Source organism: Ruegeria sp. YTSC192 (assembly GCF_059609705.1).
The window spans coordinates 21314-36620 of record NZ_JBXWMG010000003.1 but is presented as its reverse complement, the minus strand read 5'-3'; the positions used below and the strand labels follow the sequence as shown (position 1 = coordinate 36620).

General features: G+C 58.7%; 18 protein-coding genes. 9 read left to right on the top strand and 9 right to left on the bottom strand.

Annotated elements, in window-relative coordinates:
• Positions 1 to 42: 42 nt before the first annotated feature.
• Both groES and AC2FD8_RS05620 read right to left on the bottom strand, forming a co-directional pair.
• The gene (gene groES, locus AC2FD8_RS05625) at positions 43 to 330 is read right to left on the bottom strand and encodes a co-chaperone GroES (protein WP_496854450.1); all 288 of its coding nucleotides are present in this window, start codon (positions 328 to 330) and stop codon (positions 43 to 45) included.
• A 153-nt stretch (positions 331 to 483) separates the two neighbouring features.
• Positions 484 to 1158, bottom strand: a complete 675-nt coding sequence (locus AC2FD8_RS05620) for a DUF2161 domain-containing phosphodiesterase (RefSeq protein WP_496854449.1) — start codon at positions 1156 to 1158, stop codon at positions 484 to 486.
• 122 nt (positions 1159 to 1280) lie between these two features.
• Here AC2FD8_RS05620 and AC2FD8_RS05615 point away from each other — a divergent pair, with 122 nt between their 5' ends.
• The 7 genes from AC2FD8_RS05615 to AC2FD8_RS05585 all read left to right on the top strand — a co-directional run bounded on the left by AC2FD8_RS05615 (position 1281) and on the right by AC2FD8_RS05585 (position 7552).
• Positions 1281 to 2252: a TraB/GumN family protein gene (locus AC2FD8_RS05615; RefSeq protein ID WP_496854448.1), complete on the top strand. Its 972-nt coding sequence runs from the start codon at positions 1281 to 1283 to the stop codon at positions 2250 to 2252.
• Positions 2253 to 2357: 105 nt separating this feature from the next.
• Positions 2358 to 3278, top strand: coding sequence for a manganese-dependent inorganic pyrophosphatase (locus tag AC2FD8_RS05610; RefSeq protein WP_496854447.1), 921 nt, complete (start codon positions 2358 to 2360; stop codon positions 3276 to 3278).
• A gap of 227 nt (positions 3279 to 3505) precedes the next feature.
• Positions 3506 to 4381, top strand: coding sequence for a TIGR01459 family HAD-type hydrolase (locus tag AC2FD8_RS05605; protein WP_496854446.1), 876 nt, complete (start codon positions 3506 to 3508; stop codon positions 4379 to 4381).
• Positions 4382 to 4482: 101 nt separating this feature from the next.
• On the top strand, positions 4483 to 4926 hold the full coding sequence (locus AC2FD8_RS05600; protein WP_496854445.1) for a MaoC family dehydratase: 444 nt from the start codon (positions 4483 to 4485) through the stop codon (positions 4924 to 4926).
• Positions 4927 to 5115: 189 nt separating this feature from the next.
• A complete protein-coding gene (locus AC2FD8_RS05595; RefSeq protein ID WP_496854444.1) occupies positions 5116 to 6048 on the top strand; it encodes a bifunctional riboflavin kinase/FAD synthetase in 933 nt (310 codons plus the stop codon).
• Positions 6045 to 6518 (top strand): YcgN family cysteine cluster protein, encoded by a 474-nt coding sequence (locus AC2FD8_RS05590; protein WP_496854443.1) that lies wholly within the window; start codon positions 6045 to 6047, stop codon positions 6516 to 6518. The genes AC2FD8_RS05595 and AC2FD8_RS05590 overlap by 4 nt, the downstream gene beginning before the upstream one ends.
• Positions 6518 to 7552 carry a threonine aldolase family protein gene (locus AC2FD8_RS05585; protein ID WP_496854442.1) on the top strand — a complete coding sequence of 345 codons (1035 nt, stop codon included), beginning with the start codon at positions 6518 to 6520 and terminating at the stop codon, positions 7550 to 7552. Before AC2FD8_RS05590 ends, AC2FD8_RS05585 begins: the two co-directional genes overlap by 1 nt.
• A 99-nt stretch (positions 7553 to 7651) precedes the next feature.
• On the opposite strand, the gene AC2FD8_RS05580 is transcribed toward AC2FD8_RS05585, so the two are convergent.
• On the bottom strand, positions 7652 to 8254 hold the full coding sequence (locus AC2FD8_RS05580) for a 2-hydroxychromene-2-carboxylate isomerase (protein WP_496854441.1): 603 nt from the start codon (positions 8252 to 8254) through the stop codon (positions 7652 to 7654).
• Between the two features lie 107 nt (positions 8255 to 8361).
• On the opposite strand from AC2FD8_RS05580, the gene AC2FD8_RS05575 reads away from it, so the two are divergent.
• Both AC2FD8_RS05575 and rpiB read left to right on the top strand, forming a co-directional pair.
• Positions 8362 to 9381, top strand: coding sequence for a ribose-phosphate pyrophosphokinase (locus AC2FD8_RS05575; RefSeq protein WP_496854440.1), 1020 nt, complete (start codon positions 8362 to 8364; stop codon positions 9379 to 9381).
• Between the two features lie 102 nt (positions 9382 to 9483).
• Complete coding sequence (gene rpiB, locus AC2FD8_RS05570; RefSeq protein WP_170480487.1) at positions 9484 to 9924, top strand: ribose 5-phosphate isomerase B; 441 nt, start codon at positions 9484 to 9486, stop codon at positions 9922 to 9924.
• Between the two features lie 43 nt (positions 9925 to 9967).
• Here the strand turns inward: rpiB and AC2FD8_RS05565 are convergent, their stop codons facing one another.
• The 6 genes from AC2FD8_RS05565 to AC2FD8_RS05540 form a co-directional block, all read right to left on the bottom strand.
• Positions 9968 to 10318, bottom strand: coding sequence for an H-type lectin domain-containing protein (locus AC2FD8_RS05565; RefSeq protein WP_496854439.1), 351 nt, complete (start codon positions 10316 to 10318; stop codon positions 9968 to 9970).
• Positions 10319 to 10433: 115 nt separating this feature from the next.
• On the bottom strand, positions 10434 to 10844 hold the full coding sequence (locus AC2FD8_RS05560) for a F0F1 ATP synthase subunit epsilon (RefSeq protein WP_496854438.1): 411 nt from the start codon (positions 10842 to 10844) through the stop codon (positions 10434 to 10436).
• A gap of 12 nt (positions 10845 to 10856) precedes the next feature.
• Complete coding sequence (atpD, locus tag AC2FD8_RS05555) at positions 10857 to 12281, bottom strand: F0F1 ATP synthase subunit beta (RefSeq protein WP_496854437.1); 1425 nt, start codon at positions 12279 to 12281, stop codon at positions 10857 to 10859.
• A gap of 18 nt (positions 12282 to 12299) precedes the next feature.
• Entirely contained in the window at positions 12300 to 13178 is an 879-nt protein-coding gene (locus AC2FD8_RS05550; protein WP_496854436.1) for a F0F1 ATP synthase subunit gamma, read from the bottom strand.
• A gap of 15 nt (positions 13179 to 13193) precedes the next feature.
• Positions 13194 to 14732: a F0F1 ATP synthase subunit alpha gene (gene atpA / locus AC2FD8_RS05545; RefSeq protein WP_496854435.1), complete on the bottom strand. Its 1539-nt coding sequence runs from the start codon at positions 14730 to 14732 to the stop codon at positions 13194 to 13196.
• Complete coding sequence (locus AC2FD8_RS05540) at positions 14733 to 15293, bottom strand: F0F1 ATP synthase subunit delta (RefSeq protein ID WP_496854434.1); 561 nt, start codon at positions 15291 to 15293, stop codon at positions 14733 to 14735. It abuts the gene before it with no gap.
• Between the last annotated feature and the right edge of the window lie 14 nt (positions 15294 to 15307).

The following is a 15307-nucleotide window of genomic DNA, read 5'->3' as shown; positions in this document are numbered from 1 at the left end:
AGAAATAAGTTTGTAATGAAGATCAGAGTGAAGCGCGGCGGCTTACTCGATGATCCCCATGATGTCGCTTTCTTTCATCATCAGCAGCTCTTCGCCGTTGACGTTGACCTCGGTGCCCGACCATTTGCCGAACAAGATCTTGTCGCCAGCTTTGACCGCCATTGCGATCAGCTCGCCGCTGTCCTTGCGCGCGCCTTCGCCGGTTGCGACGACTTCGCCTTCGCTGGGCTTTTCTTTTGCGCTGTCAGGAATGATCAGGCCGCCTGCGGTTTTCTCTTCGCTTTCTGTACGGCGAACCAGCACACGGTCATGAAGCGGTTTCAATGCCATCTTTGCAGCTCCTTGGGCTCAAAGTTTATCTATCCTCCCCTCGTCGAATGACGAGGCGTTAGCACTCAAGGGTTAAGAGTGATAACGACGCATAGCTAGGGGGTGTACATCACCGAGTCAACAAGCTGTGAGGGATTTTTTCGACCCAGACCTTCAATCCGGCTGATCCCAACTATAGGCCCAGTGCTTCAGGCCCTCCTGCCCCGCATCCGTCAGGGCATAAACGCCTGTTTCAACCTTGCCAAACCAGCCGTAGTGATTGGTGCGCATCAGCCGAGTGGCCTCGGCCACGCCTGTCGCCTTCGCGACCTCAACCCCTTTGCAGGCTCCATGTTCAGCGAGATGAGCCGCGCATTTCAAAGCATCCTGGCGATAGGCTGTGACAATGCCGTGCCGCGTCGCACCACCGGAATTCGGGTCGCCTTGCAACCGATCAAACTCTCGCAGCATCCGGCCTGCTTTTACCTTGTTCTTGCGCGGAGCGTAGGGGCCGGGATCGCACTGCACCTCGACCGCTCCGTCCGCGCGAACGGTGATCAGGCCCAGACCCAACCTGCGGCACAGCGCCAGATTGTCCCGCAACACGCGACGCGCGGTGCGTCCGGTTGGTTTGCTGACCCCCAGATAGACCTGATCCGTGATCCTGAGCCGCGCGATGGCCTGATGGAACAAAGCCAGTGAAAAACGCAGTTTCAACTCGACAATCACCGGCTCGGACCCGTCGCGCACGGCCATGATGTCAGCTGCGCCAACCTCACCTTTTACGGTATAGCCCTGCCTCTCGAACAATGCCTTGATGGGGGGATATAGATCCTGCTCGCGCTCCATGGCCCAATGCTATGCGTTTCGTGTCGAAATACCAGATGGGTCGCCTTGAATATGCTGCATTTGGATGCCTAAGTCTTATATCGCTTGCTTGACCAACCGAGGAAGGACCGCCTATGCGCCTGATGGCCCTTTTTGGACTGTTGCTTTTGCCGATGACGGTACATGCCGCCTGTGAAGGTCACGACCTGCGACCCTTGATGTCAGCAGAAGATCAGGCCGCCCTGCAACAATCCCTTGCCTCGGTCCCCTACCCAGAGGGTAATCACTGGATCGCCACCAAGGGCGACACGACCCTGCACCTGATCGGAACGCTACACACCAACGATCCACGGATGGGGCCGGTCGTCGAACGGCTGACGCCCATCGTTGCCCAGGCAGACGCGATTTATTTCGAGGTCACCGAGGCCAAAATGGAAGCGTTCGAGAAAGGCTTGGCCAATGACCTGAGCCCCGTAATGATCACCGAAGGCCCCACCCTGATCGACCTGATGAGCACCGAGGACTGGTCGGTCCTTTCGACTTCTTTGGCCGAGCGCGGCATTCCCAGCTGGATGGCGGCCAAAATGCGGCCCTGGTTTCTGAGCATGATGCTGGGCATCCCGCCCTGCCTGATGCAGAACCCCGATGCGAACCATGGTATGGATGCCCGCCTGACAGATGTGGCCGAAGCGCACGGGATTCCCCAACACTCGCTGGAGCGGATCGAAGATTTGATGGCCATGTTCGATACGCTTTCGCTGGAACAACAGGTCGACTCACTGGTCCGCCTGTCCGGAGCGATGCAGGCCGATGCAAACCACCTTGCCACCATGGCCAACGCGTATCTCGAGGAAAAGCATGCGCAGATCCTGCAACTGGCCCGGATGCAGGGGTTCGAGGCCTCGGGCCTGTCGCAAGAGGATTACGACGCCGAATGGGCGCAGTTCGAACAGCAATTGCTGGTAGATCGCAATAACAGTTGGATGGACCATATCCTGCGGATCCAGGATCAGACGGCAGTCATCGCGGTAGGTGCCGGGCATCTCAGCCAGACATACGGCTTGCTCTCGCTTCTGGAAAAGGAAGGCTACACGCTGACGCGCGCGCCGTTCTGATTTCTCGGCATGTCAGACCAACAGTCGCAGCGGCCCGCAAGCGGGTGACAAGCCATGTCTCGCGCCCTATAAGGCGCGCAAATTTCCAATCCGCAGGACGCTGACATGACAACCCTAGTATTTGGTCATAAATCTCCCGATACCGATTCCACCGGCTCTCCGATCTTGTGGTCGTGGTACCTGAACGAAGTCAAAGGCGAACAGGCCGAGCCCGTTTTGCTTGGCGAGCCCAACACCGAAGCCGCTTTCATGCTGCAGCGCTGGGACCTACCCAAACCGCGCATCATCGAAGATGTGGAAGCGGACGCTCCGGTTGTTATCGTCGACACCAACAACCCGGCCGAGCTGCCCGCCAGCGTCAACAGCGCCGACATCCGCGCCATCATCGACCACCACAAACTGGTGGGCGGCCTGGAAACCAAAGGCCCGATCGATATCACCGTGCGCCCCCTGGCCTGCACTGCGACCATCATGGTCGACCTGCTGGGGGACGACGCCGCCAAGATGCCCGAAGCTATCAAGGGCGCAGCGCTGACCTGCATTCTGTCCGACACGTTGGAATTCCGCTCGCCCACCACAACCGTGCATGACCGCGAAGTGGCCGAGAAGCTCGCGGCAGAACTGGGTCTGGATGTCTCGGCCTATGCGGCGGACATGTTCGCGGCAAAATCGGATGTGTCCTCGTTCTCGGATGCCGAGTTGATCCGCATGGACAGCAAGGAATACGAAGTCGAGGGCACCAAGTTCCGTGTATCGGTTCTGGAAACCACGGCTCCGGGCGTTGTTCTGGACCGCAAGGACAGCTTGGCCGCGTCGATGGCTGACGTAGCAAAAGAAGATGGCGTCGATCAGGTGCTGCTGTTCGTGGTCGACATCCTGAACGAAGAAGCCACCCTGTTGGTCCCAAATGATCTGGTCAAAACCGTTGCAGAGAAAAGCTTCGGCGCATCGGTCGACGGCGACGCCGTGGTTCTGCCAGGCATCATGAGCCGAAAAAAGCAGATCATCCCGAACCTCAAGGTTTGATACCTGACCCAAGGGCGCCCCAAGCGGGCGCCCTTTTTTATGCGAGGCTCTGCCTCGCGCTCCGAGATATTTTTAGCCAGATGAAGTGCGGATCCCCTGCTTCTTCTGTTTCAAAATACCTCGGGGGAGTCGCGGCTTGCCGCGGCGGGGGCAGCGCCCCCTCTGGCAAAACCTGCCAAGCTCTGCCATAGGCTTGGCTGTCCGCAGACCATGCCAAAGGGAATCCCATGACCCAGATCATCTCCGCCCTCCACGAGATCTCCGACCGTTACAAAGTGCTTTTTGTCGACCTTTGGGGCTGTGTTCACAATGGGATCACTGCGTATTCAGAAGCAGTTGCTGCGCTACAGACCTTCCGCTCGAAGGGCGGTTTCGTTGTTCTGGTGACAAACTCGCCGAAACCACGTGCGGGCGTCGCCGCGCAGCTATCGCAGTTCAACGTCGCTGCCAACGCCTACGATACCATCGCCACAAGCGGAGATTCAGCCCGTTCAGCCATGTTCCGCGGAACGGTCGGCGAGAAGGTTTACTTCATGGGCGAATGGGAACGCGATGCGGGGTTCTTCGAGCCTCTGAAGCTGTTGGACCATCCTGTTCATATTGAACGCGTCCCTCTAGATCAGGCCGAAGGGATCGTCTGTTGCGGTCCGTTTGACACGATGGCGGATCCCGATGTCAATCGCCCGGATTTCCTCTATGCCAAGCAAAAAGGCATGAAGCTGCTATGTGCGAACCCCGATATTGTGGTCGATCGAGGCGAAGTACGGGAATGGTGCGCGGGCGCTTTGGCGAAGCTTTACACCGAGATGGGTGGCGAGAGCCTGTATTTCGGCAAACCCCATCCGCCGATCTACGATCTGGCGCGTCGTCGCGTGCAGGAAATGGATGTTGACGTCTCGGACAGCGACATTCTGGCTATCGGTGATGGCCCGCATACCGACATCCTTGGCGGCATGGGAGAGGGAATCGATACACTCTTTATCTCAGGCGGGTTGGCCGCGGCTGAAACGAAAACGTCGCACCACCCCCACGCAAAATCCCTAAGCGACTACATTGAAAGGGAAAAGATCAATCCCACCTATACAATCGGGCGTTTGCGCTAGTCATTTTTCACTTGATTTTCTGCGGTTGCGAAGTAATAAAGTTGCCACCGTATGGCCGATGGTAGATTTTTATTACTCGGCAGATTTCAGATGAGGGCACCATGTTGGACAATCTTCCACGCGGAACGATCTGTATTGAAGACATCGAGATGGGCATGTCCCGCCACCTGCGCAAAGTGGTGACGGATGAAGATATCGAGATGTTCGCGCAGGTCTCGACCGACCGGAACCCTGTGCATCTGGACGATGATTACGCCCGCGATACGATCTTTGAAGGCCGCATCGCGCATGGGATGCTGACGGCCGGGTTGATCTCAGCCGTGATCGGCGAACAGCTGCCCGGTCACGGGACGGTCTATATGGGCCAGTCGCTCAAGTTTCTGGCCCCCGTGCGCCCGGGCGATATGGTCTATGCCGAGGTCAAGGTGGTCGACATTGATTTTGCCAAGCGCCGCGTCAAGCTGGATTGTCACTGCGCGGTCGATGGCAAGAAAGTTCTGGTTGGTGAGGCAATGGTCCTTGCCCCATCGCGCAAGTTCGACTGAATCAGAAGACAAACACCGTCAGCCAGGGGCAAATGGGATCAATTCCAGATACCCTGACCGGGGCGCTGCGCCAGTTGGCGCAGAACCGGCTGTTTTTCTACCCCTCCCGATCATTCGAACGGGCTGATTTGTCCGAATTTTTCGAAGGTCACGCTTGAACAAACTGTTGATGAACAGTACCCAAAGCGCATGCAGATCATCCGGGACTTCCAGTATATCGAGCCAGAAGATCGCGGCGCCAGCGTGGCGATCGGGAATTTTGATGGCGTCCATGTAGGGCATCAGTCGGTTATTGAGATGGCCCGCGATGCGGCTCCGGATGCGCCTTTGGGCGTGCTGACGTTTGAACCGCACCCGCGTGAGTATTTTGCACCCGATGCGCTTCCGTTCCGGTTGATGCGGGGGAACGCGCGGGCGCACCGGCTTGAGAAGCTGGGCGTGCAAAAGCTATACGAGCTGCCCTTCAATGCCGCTTTGGCCGGGCTGACCCCCGAGGAATTCGCGAGCAATGTGATCTGCGACGGGTTGGGCTTGTCTCATATCGTTGTGGGTGCCGATTTCTGCTTTGGTAAGGGGCGGATCGGAACGGCGCAGGATATGGTGCGCTTTGGCGAGCAAATGGGGTTCGGCGTGACCATCGCCCCCTTGATGGAACGATCCGAAAACGTAATCTCTTCGACTGCGATCCGCACTGCACTCAGCGAAGGACGCCCCGGCGATGCGGCGGCAATGCTGGGCCATTGGCATCGGATCGAAGGTGAGGTCATCGGCGGTGAGCAGCGCGGGCGCGAGCTGGGTTTTCCCACCGCAAACATGTCGATTGAGGGCCTGCACCCGCCAAAGTTCGGCGTATATGCCGTTCTGGTGGACGTTCTGGACGGCCCCAACAAGGGCTCATACCAAGGCGCGGCGTCGATTGGCGTGCGACCGATGTTCAATGGTGAGGTCCCCAATATCGAGACCTTCCTGTTTGATTTCTCCGGCGATCTTTACGGTGCAACCCTCTCGGTCGGTTTGGTCGAGTTCCTGCGGCCCGAAATGAAGTTCGATGGTCTGGACGGGCTGATCGCCCAGATGGATGCCGATTGCGCGAAGTCACGCGACATTCTGGCCGCGCGATGAGCGTGGATCCGATCAACCGCGCGGATCTGCCTCCGCGCTTTTGGGAACGCAAACCCCTGCGCAAGATGAACCAGCGCGAGTGGGAGGCGCTCTGCGATGGGTGCGGCAAGTGTTGTCTGAACAAGCTGGAAGACGAAGACACGGGCGAGGTCGCGCTGACCTGTGTTGCCTGTCGCCTTTTGGACGATGAAAGTTGCCGTTGCACCCAGTATGACATCCGGCACCAGTTCGTGCCCGAATGCATCGTCATGACGCCGGACAACATCGACTCGCACGCCTACTGGCTGCCCCAAACCTGCGCCTATCGCCTGCTGTGGGAGGGCAAGCCTCTCTATGATTGGCACCCCTTGCTGTCTGGCACAGCCGACTCTGTCCATGCCGCCGGTGTGTCGGTTCAAGGGCGTACCGTGTCCGAGTTCGAGACCCCCATGGAAGAGTGGGAAGACTATATCATTGAGGAGCCGACCTGATGTATTTTGCCTCTGACAATTCCGGGCCTGTCCATCCGCAGGTATTGGCAAAACTGACCGAAGCCAATCAGGGCTATCAGATGGCTTACGGGGCTGACACGTTGATGAACGAAGTCCGTGATCGCCTTCGCAGCATTTTCGAAGCCCCCGGCGCGGCGGTTTATCTGGTGGCCACCGGAACGGCGGCGAATTCACTGGCACTGGCCACCCTCTCCAAGCCGTGGGAGACGATCTTCTGCTCTCCGGTCGCGCATATCCACGAGGATGAATGCAATGCGCCCGAATTCTACAGCGGCGCCAAACTGACCCTAGTACCCGGCACTGACAAGATGACCCCCGAGGCCCTGCGCCGGACGATTTCCGTAGAAGAAACGCGTGGCGTGCATGGACCGCAACGCGGGCCGGTGTCTATCACACAAGTGACTGAGAGAGGGTCGGTTTATTCGCTGGAAGAATTGCAAGCGCTATGCGCCGTTGCGAAGGAGCATGACCTGCCGGTGCATCTGGATGGGGCGCGGTTCACGAATGCTCTGGTCGCATTGGGATGTTCACCGGCAGAGATGACATGGAAGGCCGGTGTGGACGCGGTCAGTTTTGGCGGCACCAAGAACGGGTTGATGGGCGTCGAGGCCGTGATCTTCTTCGACGAATCCAAAGCATGGGAGTTCGAGCTGCGCCGCAAACGCGGGGCGCATCTGTTCTCGAAACACCGATATCTGTCTGCTCAGATGGCAGCCTATCTGGAAGGCGATCTTTGGCTGACATCGGCCCGTCAGGCGAATGCAAACTGCGCCCGCTTGGCCGAGGGTCTGCGCGCGAAAGGGGCCGATTTCCTGCACGAGCCACAGGCCAACATGATTTTCGCCTCCTTCCCGCGCGCCAAACATCGCCAGCTTCATGCTGCGGGCGCAGTTTATCACCTTTGGGGAGCGCAGTTGGAAGGTGCGGATGAGGCAGAGCCTCTGCCCTGCCGTCTGGTCTGCGACTGGTCGATCAGCCATGAACAGATCGACCAGTTTCTATCCCATCTGTAGGGCAGTTTACGTTTGTACTGAATCGAAATTCGCTGCCTCTCCCTTCGGTCGAACGCGTATTTCGATCACCTTGCCAATGCAAAACGCAAAGCGCCGGGCTCAGCCTTTCAACTCGGCCAAATGTTGGTCGAGGTCGTCCAGACTGTCCTGCCCCCAGAACCGCTGACCATCCGGCGTGATGTAGAAGGGTGCGCCGAAGGCACCGCTCTCGACGGCTTCTTCCAGATTGGCGGCATAGGTCTCGGCCCCCACCAACAACCCGCTATCGGCCAGACCGGCATCGAACCCGGCTTGCGTCAGGCAGTCGCGGATCACGTCATCCTGCGCGATGTCTTTTTCCTCGGCCCAGCAAGCCCGCAACAGGGAATGGCACAGCTTGCCCACATCCCCCGATCCGTCCTTGGCCGCCGCAATCACAGCATATGAGGACGGAGCCATATTGGTCGGCCAATGCGCAGGCTTCAGGTTGAACGGCACACCAAGCTTTTTCGCGGCCCGCACCAGATCCTGTGCGCGGTATTCAATGCGGGAAATGTGCCGGTCTTTTGGCGGTGTCCCGCCCGTGCGCCCGAACAGCGCCATGATGTCCAGCGGCTTGTAGTTGATCGTCGCGCCATGTTTGGCCGCCACCTCTTCCAACCGTGTGCCGGCCAGATAGGTATAGGGCGAAATTGTCGCAAAATAGTAGTCAATCTGGGTCATCTGCACTTTCTCCGCTGCGTTGTCTTTGCGGAACCGTAAGGCCATGCTAAGCGGTGTCAACATCACGAATCTGTCACATTGCCAACGCTGCCCGGGGACTTCAGCCGATGCCGACACTCCACGAACCCAAGCTGATTGCTGGGAACGCTAACCTTCCGCTTGCCGAAACCATTGCACGCCGCATGAGCCTGTATCGCGGCGTCGATCAGGGGCTGGTCGATGCCCGTGTCGAGCGCTTCAACGACGGTGAGATTTTCGTCGAAGTGTTCGAGAACGTACGCGGTGAGGATATGTTCATCATCCAGCCCACCTCGAACCCGGCGAATGACAACCTGATGGAGTTGTTGATCATCGCTGATGCGCTGCGCCGCTCGTCCGCGCAGCGGATTACCGCCGTGATCCCCTACTTTGGCTACGCCCGTCAGGACCGTCGTACCAAGGCGCGTACACCGATCTCGGCCAAGCTGGTCGCCAACATGCTGACCGGCGCTGGGATCGAGCGTATCCTGACCATGGATCTGCACGCAGCCCAGATTCAGGGCTTTTTCGATATGCCCGTCGACAACCTTTATGCGTCTCCGATCTTTGCGCTGGATGTGAAAAACCAGTTCAAGGACAACCTGGATGAGATCATGGTCGTTTCGCCCGACGTGGGCGGCGTGGCCCGAGCGCGCGAACTGGCCAAGCGGATCGAAGCCCCGCTGTCGATCGTCGACAAACGCCGCGAGAAAGCAGGCGAAGTCGCCGAGATGACCGTCATCGGCGACGTCAAAGACAAGATCTGCCTGATTGTGGACGATATGTGCGACACAGCCGGTACCCTGTGTAAAGCAGCGCAGGTGCTGCTGGATAACGGCGCGAAAGAGGTCCACTCCTACATCACGCATGGCGTCATGAGCGGCCCCGCGGTCGAGCGTGTCACAAATTCGGTGATGAAATCTCTGGTACTGACCGACACGATTCAGCCAACCGATGCGATCCTGAAGGCCAAGAACATCCGCATCGTGCCGACCGCACCGATCTTTACCCAAGCCATCCTGAACATCTGGAACGGCACCAGCGTCTCGTCCCTGTTCGAGGACAAGACCCTGACCCCGATCTACGAATCCATGTACCAGATGGACTGATCTGACAGGGCGGCTTGCGATAGCCGCCCTTTTCTTTTCAGCAGCGGCGGACTAGGACGCCCCTGCCCCATCTCCACCAACACATAGCGGGACAGCGTTCTCATGACTGACACCAAACGCGTCGTTCTTTCCAGCGACCACGCCGCCATCGACCTGCGCCAGACCCTTGCCGCGCATATCGCCCAAGCCGGTTGGGAGGTCGTCGATATCGGCCCCACCACGCCTGAAAGCACGCACTACCCGCTGCACGGCAAGGCTGCAGCTGAACGTGTGGCCTCGGGCGATTGTACGCTGGGTATTCTGCTATGTGGCACAGGTCAGGGGATCATGATGGCTGCAAACAAGGTTCCGGGTATCCGCTGTGGCGTCTGCTCGGATACGTTCTCGGCCCGGATGATCCGCCAGCACAACAACGCCAACATGCTGTCCATCGGCGCGCGCGTCATCGGTGAAGGTCAGGCCCTCGACATCGTAGACGCATTCCTGACGGCCGAGTTCGAAGGTGGCCGCCACGCAACACGCGTGGACATGATCGAAGACTGATCAAAGCGCTGGCCTGCATGACCTGCAGGCCGCCAAATCGGCCTTATGAGATGTCCCAATCGTCTTCATGGGCAACCTCACCAATCGCCATCCATGAGGCGCGGATACGCGCGATCCGCGTGTCGGACCATGTTCGAAACACCGCCGTGAACCCTTCGGCGGTGATCTCTTCGGCCTGAACCTCGGCGCGCAGGGCCGAGGATGTATCCACATCCCACAAAGACACCCCGATCTGGATCACCGGCAGTGACCGGAACGGCTGGCTGAACTTCACCGGGGAGCGACGTTCACGCGGGCCTTCGCCTGTCCACATGTCGCCGCCATTGGAAAAGTCCGAGAATAATACTGTCTCGCCTTGATCAATGCCTATGGGATGGGTGCGAAAAGTCTTCATATTTTGTGTCTTTTACTCGTAATTACCGAAACTTATCCCACAGATACCTCAAAATCACGACAAAAAAACGGCCCCGCAAAAGCGAGGCCGTTCAATTCTTCTGCAGCGGAACCTGTTACAGGCTCATATGCGTTCCAAGGGCTTCCATATCGGCCAGCAGCTTGGCGGCTTCGTCGACGATGGACTGATCATCACCTTCCTTGGCCGCTTCGTGCGAAGCGCGCGCGTCAGCGATCAGGTCGTCCAGATGCGACCGGTTCACTTCGGTGACCGGAATGGCTTTTTCGGCCAGAACCGAAAGGCCATCACCGTTGATCTGAGCGAACCCACCAGTCACCAGATACTCGCTGGTGCCTTCGGGAGCGTCGACCTTCAGTAGCCCCGGGCGCAGCGTGGTAATCGTGGGGGCATGGTCGGGCATCGCCGTCATGTCCCCGTCCGCGCCGGGAAGCTGGACCGCGGTGGCCTCAAGCGAAGCAAGGCTCCGCTCGGGGCTGACGAGGTCGAATTGCATTGTGTTTGCCATCAGGGATACTCCTTAGGCGGCTTCTGCGGCCATCTTCTCCGCTTTGGCGATCACGTCGTCGATGCCGCCAACCATCAGGAAGGCCGCCTCGGGCAGGTGATCGTATTCGCCGGCCACAACAGCCTTGAACGACGCGATGGTGACATCCAGAGGAACCTGAACACCCGGCGAGCCGGTGAAGACCTGCGCCACGTCGAACGGCTGCGACATGAAGCGTTCGATCTTACGGGCACGGGCCACGGTCAGTTTGTCCTCTTCCGACAGTTCGTCCATCCCCAGGATGGCGATGATGTCCTGCAGCGACTTGTAGCGCTGGAGGATCTGCTGAACGTCGGTGGCAACCTTGTAGTGCTCTTCACCAACGATGGCCGGATCGAGCAGACGCGACGACGAGTCGAGCGGGTCAACAGCCGGGTAGATACCCTTTTCCGAAATCGCACGGTTCAGAACGGTGGTCGCATCCAAGTGAGCAAACGAGGTTGCTGGCGCGGGGTCGGTCAAGTCGTCCGCAGGCACGTAGATCGCCTGCACCGAGGTGATCGAACCCGACTTGGTCGAGGTGATACGTTCCTGCAGTGCACCCATGTCGGTGGCCAGTGTTGGCTGGTAGCCCACGGCCGAAGGAATACGACCCAGCAGAGCCGAAACCTCGGAACCCGCCTGCGTGAAGCGGAAGATGTTGTCGACGAAGAACAGAACGTCGGTACCGGACTGGTCGCGGAACTGCTCGGCCAGGGTCAGACCGGTCAGAGCAACACGCGCACGCGCACCCGGAGGTTCGTTCATCTGACCGTAAACCAGCGCAACCTGCGATTCTTCCAGGTTGTCCGGCTTGATCACGTTCGATTCGATCATCTCGTGATACAGGTCGTTGCCTTCACGGGTCCGTTCACCAACACCCGCGAACACGGAAAAGCCCGAGTGCACTTTTGCGATGTTGTTGATCAGTTCCATGATCAGAACGGTTTTACCAACGCCAGCGCCGCCGAACAGGCCGATCTTACCGCCTTTGGCGTAAGGGGCCAGCAGGTCAACAACCTTGATGCCGGTGACCAGAACTTCGGACTCGGTCGACTGTTCCGCAAAGGTCGGAGCAGGCTGGTGAATCGCGCGGGATTCGGTTGCCTCAACCGGGCCCTTTTCGTCGATGGGGTCGCCAACAACGTTCAGGATGCGGCCCAGCGTGGCGTTCCCTACGGGAACCGAGATCGGTGCGCCCATGTCGGTGACTTCTTCACCACGGACCAGACCTTCGGTCGCGTCCATCGCGATGGTACGGACGGTGTTTTCACCCAGGTGCTGGGCAACTTCCAATACCAGACGCTTGCCGTTGTTGCTGGTTTCCAGCGCGTTCAGAATTTCAGGCAGCGCGTCATCGAACTGCACGTCGACGACGGCCCCGATGATCTGTGTGACTTTGCCTTTTGCATTCGCCATGTTTCGTCTCCGGTTATCTTACAGCGCTTCGGCGCCGGAAATAATTTCAATCAGCTCGTTGGTGATCACGGCCTGACGCGAGCGGTTGAACTGGATCGTCAGCTTGTCGATCATCTCACCCGCATTGCGTGTCGCGTTGTCCATCGCGGACATCCGTGCACCCTGTTCAGATGCTCCGTTTTCGAGCAGAGCCGAGAAGATCGCAGTCGCAACCCCCTTGGGCAGCAGATCGGCCAGAATGGCCTCTTCGCTGGGCTCATAATCGAAGATGGCACCGCTGTCCTCACCCGTCGCCTCATTCTCGAACGAGGCGGGGATGATCTGCTGTGCCGTCGGGATCTGGGTCACAACGTTGACGAACTTCGAGTAGAAGATCGTGGCAACGTCGAACTCACCCCCGTCGAAGCGGGACAGAACGTCCTTAGCGACGTCTTGCGCGTTGGTGTACCCAATGCGCTTGACCTCGCTCAGGTCCACATGCCCGACGAACAGATCGCCAAAATCACGCTTCAGCGCGTCGCGGCCTTTCTTGCCGACGGTCAGAACCTTGACCGTCTTGCCCTTGCCGCGCAGCTCGTCCGCTTTTTGGCGGGCCAGCTTGGCGATGTTCGAGTTGAAGCCGCCGCACAGGCCGCGTTCAGCTGTCATCACAACCAGCAGGTGGACATCATCACTGCCCGTACCACGGAGCAGCTTGGGGGCGCTGTCGCTGCCCCCGACCGATGCCGCCAGCCCTGCCATCACGGCATTGAACCGTTCGGCATAAGGGCGCGAGGCTTCGGCAGATTCCTGGGCGCGGCGCAGTTTTGCAGCCGCGACCATCTGCATGGCCTTGGTGATCTTGCGGGTCGATTTGACCGACTCGATCCTGTTTTTAAGGTCCTTAAGATTTGGCATATGCCCGCCTCTCCCTTAAGCGAAGGTTGCGGCGTATTCGTCAATCGCAGCCTTGATCTTATCGGAAGCGTCGCCCTTGATCTTGGGATCTTCGTTGGTGATCCAGTCAAGCAGGTCGGCGTGCTTGCCGCGCAGATGCGCCAGCAGACCGGCCTCGTAGCGGCCAACATCCGATACGTCGATCTTGTCGAGGTAACCGTTGGTACCGGCGAAGATGACGCAGACAATCTCAGCGTTGGTCAGCGGCGAGTACTGCGGCTGTTTCATCAGCTCGGTCAGACGCGCACCGCGGTTCAGCAGCTGCTGGGTTGCGGCGTCGAGGTCGGAACCGAACTGCGCAAACGCAGCCATTTCGCGGTACTGGGCCAGCTCCAGCTTAACCGGACCGGCAACCGACTTCATCGCGTTGGTCTGAGCCGAGGAGCCCACACGCGAAACCGACAGACCGGTGTTCACGGCAGGACGGATGCCCTGATAGAACAGTTCGGTTTCAAGGAAGATCTGACCGTCGGTGATCGAGATCACGTTGGTCGGAATAAAGGCTGATACGTCACCACCTTGGGTTTCGATAACCGGCAGTGCGGTCAGCGAACCTGCGCCGAAGTCTTCGTTCAGCTTCGCCGAACGCTCCAGCAGGCGGGAGTGGAGGTAGAAAACGTCGCCAGGATAGGCTTCACGGCCGGGCGGACGACGCAGCAGCAGCGACATCTGACGATAGGACACAGCCTGCTTCGACAGGTCATCATAGATGATCAACGCGTGACGGCCGTTGTCACGGAAGTATTCTGCCATTGCGGTTGCCGAGTACGGCGCCAGGAACTGCATAGGCGCCGGGTCGGACGCTGTTGCGGCCACAACGATCGAATATTCAATCGCGCCGGACTCTTCCAGTTTCTTCACCAGCTGCGCAACCGTCGAACGCTTCTGACCAACCGCCACGTAGATGCAGTACAGTTTCTTCGACTCGTCGTCGCCAGCTGCTTCGTTCACGGTTTTCTGGTTCAGGATCGCGTCCAGAGCAACGGCAGTTTTACCGGTCTGACGGTCACCAATGATCAGTTCCCGCTGACCACGGCCAATCGGGATCATCGCGTCAACCGATTTCAGGCCGGTTGCCATCGGCTCGTGCACCGATTTACGCGGGATGATGCCGGGCGCTTTGACGTCTGCAACGCCGCGCTCGGTGGATTCGATGGGGCCTTTGCCGTCCAGCGGGTTACCCAGACCGTCAACAACACGACCCAGCAGACCGTTACCAATCGGAACGTCCACGATCGAGTTGGTGCGCTTGACGGTGTCACCTTCTTTGATGTCACGGTCAGAGCCGAAGATAACGACACCCACGTTGTCGCTTTCCAGGTTCAGCGCCATGCCCATGATGCCGCCGGGGAATTCGACCATTTCACCCGCTTGCACGTTGTCCAGGCCGTATACACGGGCAATCCCGTCACCGACACTCAGCACGCGGCCGATCTCGGCCACTTCGGCTTCCTGACCAAAATTCTTGATCTGGTCCTTCAGGATTGCAGAAATCTCTGCAGCTTGGATTCCCATTTATCCGACCTCTTTCATTGCATTCTGTAGGGAGTTCAGCTTCGAACGGATCGAGCTATCGATCATTTTCGAGCCCACTTTAACGACAAGACCGCCGATGAGGCTTTCATCCACGGTCGCATTGATTGTCACGGTCTTGCCCACACGCTCGGACAGCGTTTTGGACAGTTTATCCAGTTGTGTCTTGGTCAGCGCCTTGGCCGAGGCGACATCGGCGGTCACTTCGCCACGCTCTTCGGCCAGCATGTCACGCAGAACCTGAACCAGCTGCGGCACCACAAACAGGCGGCGCTTCTGCGCCATCAGGGCCAGCGTGTTACGCAGGATCTCATTGAGACCCATTTTATCAGCGATTGCGGCAATCGCGCCTTCCTGTTCGGCGCGGGAAACCAGCGGGGATGCAATCAGGTCGCGCAGCTCGGCGCTGTCGCCCAGTGCTGCCGCAAGATCATTGATGCCGGATTCCAGACCTGCAAGGTCATTGTTGTCTTTTGCGATCTCGAAAATCGCGGTGGCATAGCGCTCGGCGATGCCTGTGGAAATCGAAGCTGGTTCGGACACGTCCACCCTTCCGA